General features: G+C 72.5%; 4 protein-coding genes and 2 pseudogenes. 2 read left to right on the top strand and 4 right to left on the bottom strand.

The features are described 5' to 3' along the window. On the bottom strand, window positions 1-332 hold a 332-nt coding region (locus tag ADL08_RS26910), incomplete at its 3' end, for a DUF4394 domain-containing protein (RefSeq protein ID WP_234352273.1). 345 nt (window positions 333-677) lie between these two features. Beyond that, window positions 678-1,099, bottom strand: a pseudogene (locus ADL08_RS35965) (hypothetical protein); the annotation flags it as partial. 152 nt (window positions 1,100-1,251) lie between these two features. On the opposite strand from ADL08_RS35965, the gene ADL08_RS26905 reads away from it, so the two are divergent. Together ADL08_RS26905 and lysA are read left to right on the top strand one after the other, a co-directional pair. Then, window positions 1,252-1,587: an SAV_915 family protein gene (locus tag ADL08_RS26905; protein ID WP_053647418.1), complete on the top strand. Its 336-nt coding sequence runs from the start codon at window positions 1,252-1,254 to the stop codon at window positions 1,585-1,587. 11 nt (window positions 1,588-1,598) lie between these two features. Then, the gene (gene lysA / locus ADL08_RS26900) at window positions 1,599-2,933 is read left to right on the top strand and encodes a diaminopimelate decarboxylase (protein ID WP_053647416.1); all 1,335 of its coding nucleotides are present in this window, start codon (window positions 1,599-1,601) and stop codon (window positions 2,931-2,933) included. A 201-nt stretch (window positions 2,934-3,134) separates the two neighbouring features. On the opposite strand, the gene ADL08_RS26895 is transcribed toward lysA, so the two are convergent. After that, on the bottom strand, window positions 3,135-4,169 hold the full coding sequence (locus tag ADL08_RS26895) for a magnesium and cobalt transport protein CorA (protein ID WP_053647414.1): 1,035 nt from the start codon (window positions 4,167-4,169) through the stop codon (window positions 3,135-3,137). Window positions 4,170-4,385: 216 nt separating this feature from the next. Next, a pseudogene (locus ADL08_RS26890) lies at window positions 4,386-6,958 on the bottom strand (ATP-binding protein). Window positions 6,959-7,315 lie beyond the last annotated feature (357 nt).

Raw genomic sequence — 7,315 nt, 5'->3', positions numbered from 1 at the left:
GCCTTGTCGTCGAGGGTGTAGACGCCGCCCTTGTCGCCGACGCCGTACAGCTTGCCGTTCTGGACGCGGAAGTCGATCCCCACCAGCCTGCCGTCGCCCCTGAGGCCGGTGATCCTGCCGAATGACCAGGTGTCGGCGGGGTCGCGGACGTCGAAACCGACCAGACGCTGGTCCGAGGTCAGGCCCACGCTGATCAGACCGTGGTGCGCGGCCCGGCCCCGCGGACCGAACGGGTCACCGCCGCCGGCCTCCGCCGACGCCATGACAGGAGAGAGCAGGGAAGCGGCCACCGCGGCAGCAGCGACAGCGGTCGCGGCGAGTCGAATGCGCACGAGAGAACTCCGATCGACGAACGGCCCGCATCCTCGATGAGGCGAGTCCACTGATCCTTCGGCACCCCACCCACCGAGGATCGGTGCTGCGTCCCACAACCCCCCGGACAGCCCGCAAAAGTCCTACCGCCACACCCACACGCAGAGCAATCACCACCACTCGTGCGCCTGTTCCACAGAGGTGTTGTCGCCTGGGCGCTGTCCCGTAAACGATCCGCGGCTTGCCGGTTGACCAGCCCGTCTCCCCGTCAACCGGCGAGGGTGAGGTCGTGCGGGCGCGCGATGCCGAGCACGGCGTGGTGGACACCGTCGCCTTTCGGTCGGCGGTCGCAGAGGATCTTCCAGGTGGCCGGTGGAGTACCGATGGCTCTTCGGCTGCTCGGCGACGGCGTGATCGCGGGTGGGGGCCAGGGTGCCGTCCACGATCAGCACGGTGCCTTCGCGGAACCGCTTGCGGGGCTGGAGCGCGAGTGACTGCCCGATAGGGTCGATGACGCGGTCGGCAGCCGGTTTCGACACCCCGGACAGCGGGGCGATCCGTCGCGGCGTCAGGTTCGTCCGCCAGTACGCCGCGAACAGCGGGCCCCGGTCCTCCAGCGGCAGGCTCCACGGCCGGCCCTCGCGGACCGGGCCCCCCTCGCCCCCTCGCGTCGCAGCGCGGTGATCGGCTTGCCGGACTGCCACGGGCTCGGCCCGGTGAACGGGGACCCCGCCGACCGCTGCCGACGGGGGCGTCCTTCACGGCGTCGGCCGGCACCGTGCGTCAGTGACGCGTATGGACCGGGCCGTCCACCGTAAGGGACCCGTCATGGGCCGTCCCGGGCGATGAGGTGCGCGCATAGCTTCGTCGTCGTGCCCCGGTCCGCCTCCCCGCGCCCGGGGCCCGTCCGTCCCCCGCGGTTCCGGCAAGGAGAGCCCCATGTGTCTGTTCCGGTACGACGACGATCCCGAGCCCGAGGAACCGGTCCCGGCCGGACTCCTCCACGTGCCCGTCCGGCCGGGAACGACGGAGGTGGTGCTGCGCGTGTTCCGCACCCCCCTGGGCGAGCGCACCGCCGTCGGGTTCACCCGCCCCGAGCTGCTGGCCACGGCCCTCGGTCCGGAGCAGCCCTGGATCCGGCTGTCCGAGCCGGCGCTGCGCGCGCTGACCTCGCCCCTCGGCGCGTGCCGGCTGACGATCGACCCGACGCTCACCGCCCCGGCCGTCACCCGTCTGCCGGCGGACACCGCCGGGGTCGCGGCCCGTGCCCTGTGAGGAGGTTTTCGATGACCGCCGAGACCGTCACCGGGGTCGCCGCCGACGCGGCGGACCTCTCCCTGTGGCCCGCGTCCGCCCGGCTCCTCCCGCACGGCCACCTGGCCGTCGGCGGGGTGTCACTGGCGGAGGCGGCCGCACGCTTCGACACCCCGCTCTACGTCGTCGACGAGGACGAGGTGCGCGGGCGCTGCCGGACCTACCGGGACGCCTTCCCCGACGCCGACGTGCTGTACGCGGCCAAGGCCTTCCTGTCCCGCGCGATGGCCCGCTGGGTGCGCGAGGAGGGACTCGGCCTGGACGTGTGCTCCGCCGGAGAGCTGGAACTCGCCGTCCTGGCCGGCTTCCCCCCGGAGCGCATCGTGCTGCACGGCAACGCGAAGTCGCCCCGCGACCTGACGACGGCACTGCGCCTCGGCGTGGGCCGGATCGTCGTCGACGGGCCGTCGGAGATCGCCCGGATCGCGGCCGCCGTCGCCCCGGGCGGCCGGCAGAAGGTCATGGTGCGCGTGGTGCCGGGCGTCTCGGCCGGCGGTCACGACAAGATCCGCACCGGCACGGACGGCCAGAAGTTCGGGCTGTCCCCCACCGACGGTTCGGCGCAGCACGCCCTGGCGCGGATCCTGGACCAGCCCGGGCTCGAACTGACCGGCCTGCACTGCCACATCGGGTCCCAGATCACCGAGGTGAAACCCTATCTGGTGGCCCTGCGCCGGATGGTCGGGCTGATGGCCCGCCTCCGTGACGCGCACGGCGTCACCCTGCCCGAGCTGGACATGGGCGGGGGCCACGGCATCGCCTACCGGCCCGGCGAGCCCGCCCTCGACCTCACCGCCCTCGCCGGGCGGCTGCGCGCGGAACTCGCCGAGGGCTGCGCCGCCGCCCGGCTGCCCCTCCCCCGGCTCGTCGTCGAGCCCGGACGGGCCGTGGCCGGACCGGCCGGGATCGCCCTGTACCGGGTGCTCGCCGTCAAGCACACCGGCGGGAAGGTGTTCGTCGCGGTCGACGGAGGCATGAGCGACAACCCGCGTCCCGCCCTGTACGGAGCGCGCTACGCGCCCCGTCTCGTCGGCCGCCGCTCGACGGCCGAAGCCCGTGCGGTCACCGTGGTGGGCCGGCACTGCGAGGCCGGTGACGTCCTCGCCGCCGACGCCGAGCTGCCCGGCGACGTCCGGCCCGGCGACCTGCTCGCCGTACCGGTGGCCGGCGCCTACCAGCTGTCCATGGCCTCCGGCTACAACCTCGTGGGCCGCCCCGCGGTCGTCGCGGTCCACGACGGCACGGCCCGGGTGCTGCTGCGGCGCGAGACGCTGGAGGACTTCCGCGGCAGGGACGTCGGGGAGTGAGGGCACCTCCCGGGCCCTGCCGGTGAAGGGGCCGGGGCGACAGGACCGTCGCCTCGCCGGGGACGGCCCTGTCGGTCGCCCCCGGCTGCCGCCCTCGTGTCGATCAGGGCGCCGGCTCCGAGGACCGGTCTGCCACGTGGCCCTTCTTCACGGGATCGGCGCCGTCGGCATCGGACGGAACCGCTTCGGCGGCAACGCCGGTCAGAGCCACTTGTTGCGGCGGAGCGCACGGTAGACGACCGTGCACACCGTGATCATGGCCAGCCAGACGGCCGGGTAGCCGTAGGGGGAGGCGAGTTCGGGCATGTGCTCGAAGTTCATGCCGTAGATGCCGACGATCATGGTGGGGACGGCGATGAGGGCGGCCCAGGCGCTGATGCGGCGCATGTCGGCGTTCTGCTGGACGCCGAGCTGGGCGATGCTGGCGGTGAGCATGCCGGTGATCAGTTCGTCGAAGGACAGGATCTGTTCGCTGACGCGCTGGTGGTGGTCGGCGACGTCCCGGAAGTAGGTGGCCACCTTCGGCGGGATTCCCGGCGCGTTGTTGTCGCTCAGGCGCTGCAGGGAGCCGGCGAGGGGCATGACGGCGCGTTTGAACTCCAGCAGTTCCCGCTTGAGCTGGTAGATGCGCGCGGCGTCGACGGGGGTGTCGGGGGAGAAGACCTCGGCTTCCAGGGTGTCGACGTCGCCGGCGAAGGCGTCGGCGACGACCATGTAGCGGTCGACGACCATGTCGGCCACCGCGTGCAGGACGGCGGCGGGACCACAGCCCAGCTGCTGGGGGTCCTCCTGGAGCAGGCGGCGTACGCCTTCCAGCGGGGGCGCGCTGCCGTGGCGGACGGTGATCGCGTAGCCGGGGCCGGCGAAGACCATGATCTCGCCGGTGTCGACGATCTCGCTGGTCGCGGTGACCTTCTCGTGGTCGACGTAGACGATGGTCTTCAGCACCAGGAACAGCATGTCGCCGTAGCGCTCCAGCTTGGGACGCTGATGGGCGTGGACGGCGTCCTCGACCGCCAGGGGGTGCAGGCCGAAGGTGTCGGCCACCTCCTGCAACTGCTCCGCGGTGGGCTCGTACAGACCGATCCACGCGAACCGTCCGGCCTGCGGGTCTATCCGTTCCTTGATCGCCTCCAGGCCCACCTGGCCCGGGACGCGACAGCCGTCCTCGTACAACGCGCAGTCCACCACCGCCGAAGGCAGAAGCCCCTCCTCTTTGCCGTTCCGCTGTGTCACTGACCCCTCGTTCCGCTCGTTCCCGTATCAGGGGGCAACCTACCCGCCCGGCAGGCGTCCGGTTGCGACGACGGACCATCCGGGCTCGCCGTCGAGGCCGGCCGGGCAGGCTCTTCGAAACCCGCGTCGCCTTTCGTCCTGTCGCCCGACGGCCCTTCGGGCAGTCGCCCCAGAACCGTTCCGGGCCCGTGGGAAGACGACCGAGCCGTCATGCCCTCACGTCTCCTTCTCCGTGGAGGGGTCTGGGCGCGGCCGGTGAGGGCCGTCTGCCGTGCGGAGGCCGAGCACCATGGTCAACCCGCCTCCGGGGGTGTCCTCGGTGGTCACCGTGCCGTCCATCGCCTCGACGAATCCGCGGGCCACCGCCAGGCCGAGGCCGACGCCCTCACCGCGCGGTGCGTCGCCATGGCGCTGGAAGGCTCCGAAGACGCGCTCCTTGGCCTCGTCGGGGACGCCGGGGCCGCGGTCGACGACGCGGAGTTCGACGCGGCCGGCGAGGGCGCTCGCCGAGACGAGGACGGGCTCTCCGTGCGGGCTGTGCTTGACGGCGTTCTCCACGATGTTGGCGACGGCCCGTTCCAGCAGGCCGCGGTCGACGGCGACCATCGGGAGCGTCTCGGGGACGTCGAGGTCGACGCTGCCCTCGGGGACGCCGAGCAACGCCATGGGGACGACCTCGTCGAGGTCGGTCTCCCTGATCACGGCCGTGACGGTTCCGGTCTCCAGGCGGGACACGTCGAGGAGGTTGCCGACCAGGTGATCGAGCCGGTCGGTGCCGTCCTCGATGTTCGCGAGCAATTCCGCGCGGTCCGCTTCCGACCACTCCACGTCGTCGGCCCGCAGGGAGGAGACGGACGCCTTGATGCCGGCGAGCGGAGTGCGCAGGTCGTGGCTGACGGCGGCGAGGAGCGAGGTGCGGATCTTGTTGCCTTCGGCGAGCTCGCGGGACTTCTCCGCCTGGTCCAGGAGGCGCTGCCGGTCGAGGACGACGGCGGCCTGGGCCGCGAAGGCACCGAGAACGCGCCTGTCCTCGGCCGGCAGGACACGGCCTGTGAGGGCGAGGGCCAGGTGGTCACCGACAGGTACGTCCACGTCCGCGGCCTCGGGGCGGCTGACGGGACGGTGGCCGACGGCGGCGACGCAGGACCACGGTCCGGTGTCCTCACCGCGCTCCAGGAGCGCCACCGACTCCATGGAGAAGGTTTCCCGGAGCCGTTCGAGCAGGGCGTCCAGACCGGTCTCCCCGCGCAGCACGCTGCCGGCGAGGAAGGAGAGCGTCTCCGCCTCCGCCCGCAGCCGGGCCGCCTGATGCGTGCGGCGGGCGGCGACGTCCACCACGGAGGCGACCGGGACGGCGACCCCGACGAAGATCACCAGAGCGACGATGTTGCGCGGGTCGGCGATCGTGAGCTGGTGGAGCGGCGGGGTGAAGTACCAGTTGAGCAGCAGCGATCCGACGGCCGCGGACCCCAGGGCCGGTCTGAGCCCGCCGAGCAGGGCTGCGGCCACGGTGAGCGCCAGGAAGAGCAGTACGTCGTTGGCCAGGCCGACATCGGGCAGGACGCCGCTCAGCAGCAGGGTGAGCAGGACGGGCCCGGCAAGGCCGACGGCCCAGCCCCACAGGGTACGGGACCGACCCAGCCGTGTCCGGGCGGGGGCCGGCAGGCTGCGGCCCTTCGCCGCCTCGTCGTGAGTGACGATGTGGACGTCGAGATCGGGGCCGGACTCACGGGCGACCGTGGCGCTGACGCCCGGCCCGAGGACGTACTGCCAGGACCGGCGGCGGCTCACACCGAGGACGATCTGGGTGGCGTTGACCCCGCGCGCGAACGCGAGGAGGCCGGCGGAGACGTCGTCGCCGACGACGTGGTGGAAGGTGCCTCCCAGGTCCTCGACGAGAGTGCGCTGGACGGCGAGTTCCTTCGGGGACGCCGAGGTCAGGCCGTCGCTGCGGGAGATGTAGACGGCCAGCACCTCACCGCCCGCGCCCTTCTCCGCCAGGCGTACGGCACGCCGTATCAGGGTCCGGCCCTCCGGTCCCCCGGTGAGGCCGACGACGATCCGTTCCCGCGAACCCCAGATCTTCGAGACGCGGTGCTCGGTCCGGTACTCCTGGAGGTACTCGTCGACCCGGTCGGCCGTCCACAGCAGGGCCAGCTCGCGCAGGGCGGTGAGGTTGCCGGGGCGGAAGTAGTGGGAGAGGGCCGCGTCGACCTTGTCCGGCTTGTAGACGTTGCCGTGTGCCATCCGGCGCCGCAGCGCCTGCGGCGACATGTCGACCAGCTCGATCTGGTCGGCGCGCCGGACGACCTCGTCGGGGACCGTCTCCTTCTGCCGGACGCCGGTGATCGCCTCGACGACGTCCCCGAGCGACTCCAGGTGCCGACGACGTCCCCGAGCGACTCCAGGTGCTGGATGTTGACGGTCGAGACGACGTCGATGCCGGCCGCGAGCAGTTCGGCGACGTCCTGCCACCGTTTGGCGTGGCGCGAGCCCGGTACGTTCGTGTGCGGCAGTTCGTCCACGAGGGCGACGGCGGGGCGCCGGGCCAGGACCGCGTCCACGTCCATCTCCGTGAAGGACGTGCCCCGGTACTCGATCGTGCGGCGCGGGACGGTCTCCAGACCGTGCAGCATGACCTCGGTCCGGGGCCGGTCGTGGTGCTCGACGAACGCGACGACGCAGTCCGTGCCCCGCTCGACGCGCCGGTGCCCCTCGGAGAGCATGGAGTACGTCTTGCCGACGCCCGGAGCCGCTCCCAGGTAGATGCGCAGCTTTCCGCGTCTCATGTGCGCGTCTCTCCTACGGTTCGAACCGGTGGCCCGTGCCGGGCTCGGTGATCAGGTGACGCGGGTGCGAGGGGTCCGCTTCCCGCTCGCGTCGCAGCCGGGCCGTGCAGACCCGAAGGTGGTTCGTCTTTCTGCCGTAGCCCGGCCCCCACACCTCTTCGGGCGGGTGGCGCCGGCCCGTGAGCTTTCCGGGGGCCTGATCAGGACCTCCAGCAGGTGCCGTCCGGTCGGCGTGAGCCGTACCTCGCGCCGCGCCTGCTGGGCCAGCAGGTCGACCGTGAAGCCGTCGGTGCCGACCGGACCGCCCGCGGCCGGTGCGGACGACGGAGAGGGTGGGCGCCGAGGTGCCGTCCGGTA

This window comes from Streptomyces sp. NRRL F-6492, assembly GCF_001280125.1.
Classification (GTDB): domain Bacteria; phylum Actinomycetota; class Actinomycetes; order Streptomycetales; family Streptomycetaceae; genus Streptomyces.
This window is presented reverse-complemented; position numbering and strand designations above follow the sequence as displayed.

Bases quoted from the DNA above. Each gene is read 5' to 3' on its own strand.
- ADL08_RS26905 (WP_053647418.1), top strand. From the start codon at position 1,252: ATGTGTCTGTTCCGGTACGACGACGATCCCGAGCCCGAGGAACCGGTC.
- lysA (WP_053647416.1), top strand. From the start codon at position 1,599: ATGACCGCCGAGACCGTCACCGGGGTCGCCGCCGACGCGGCGGACCTC.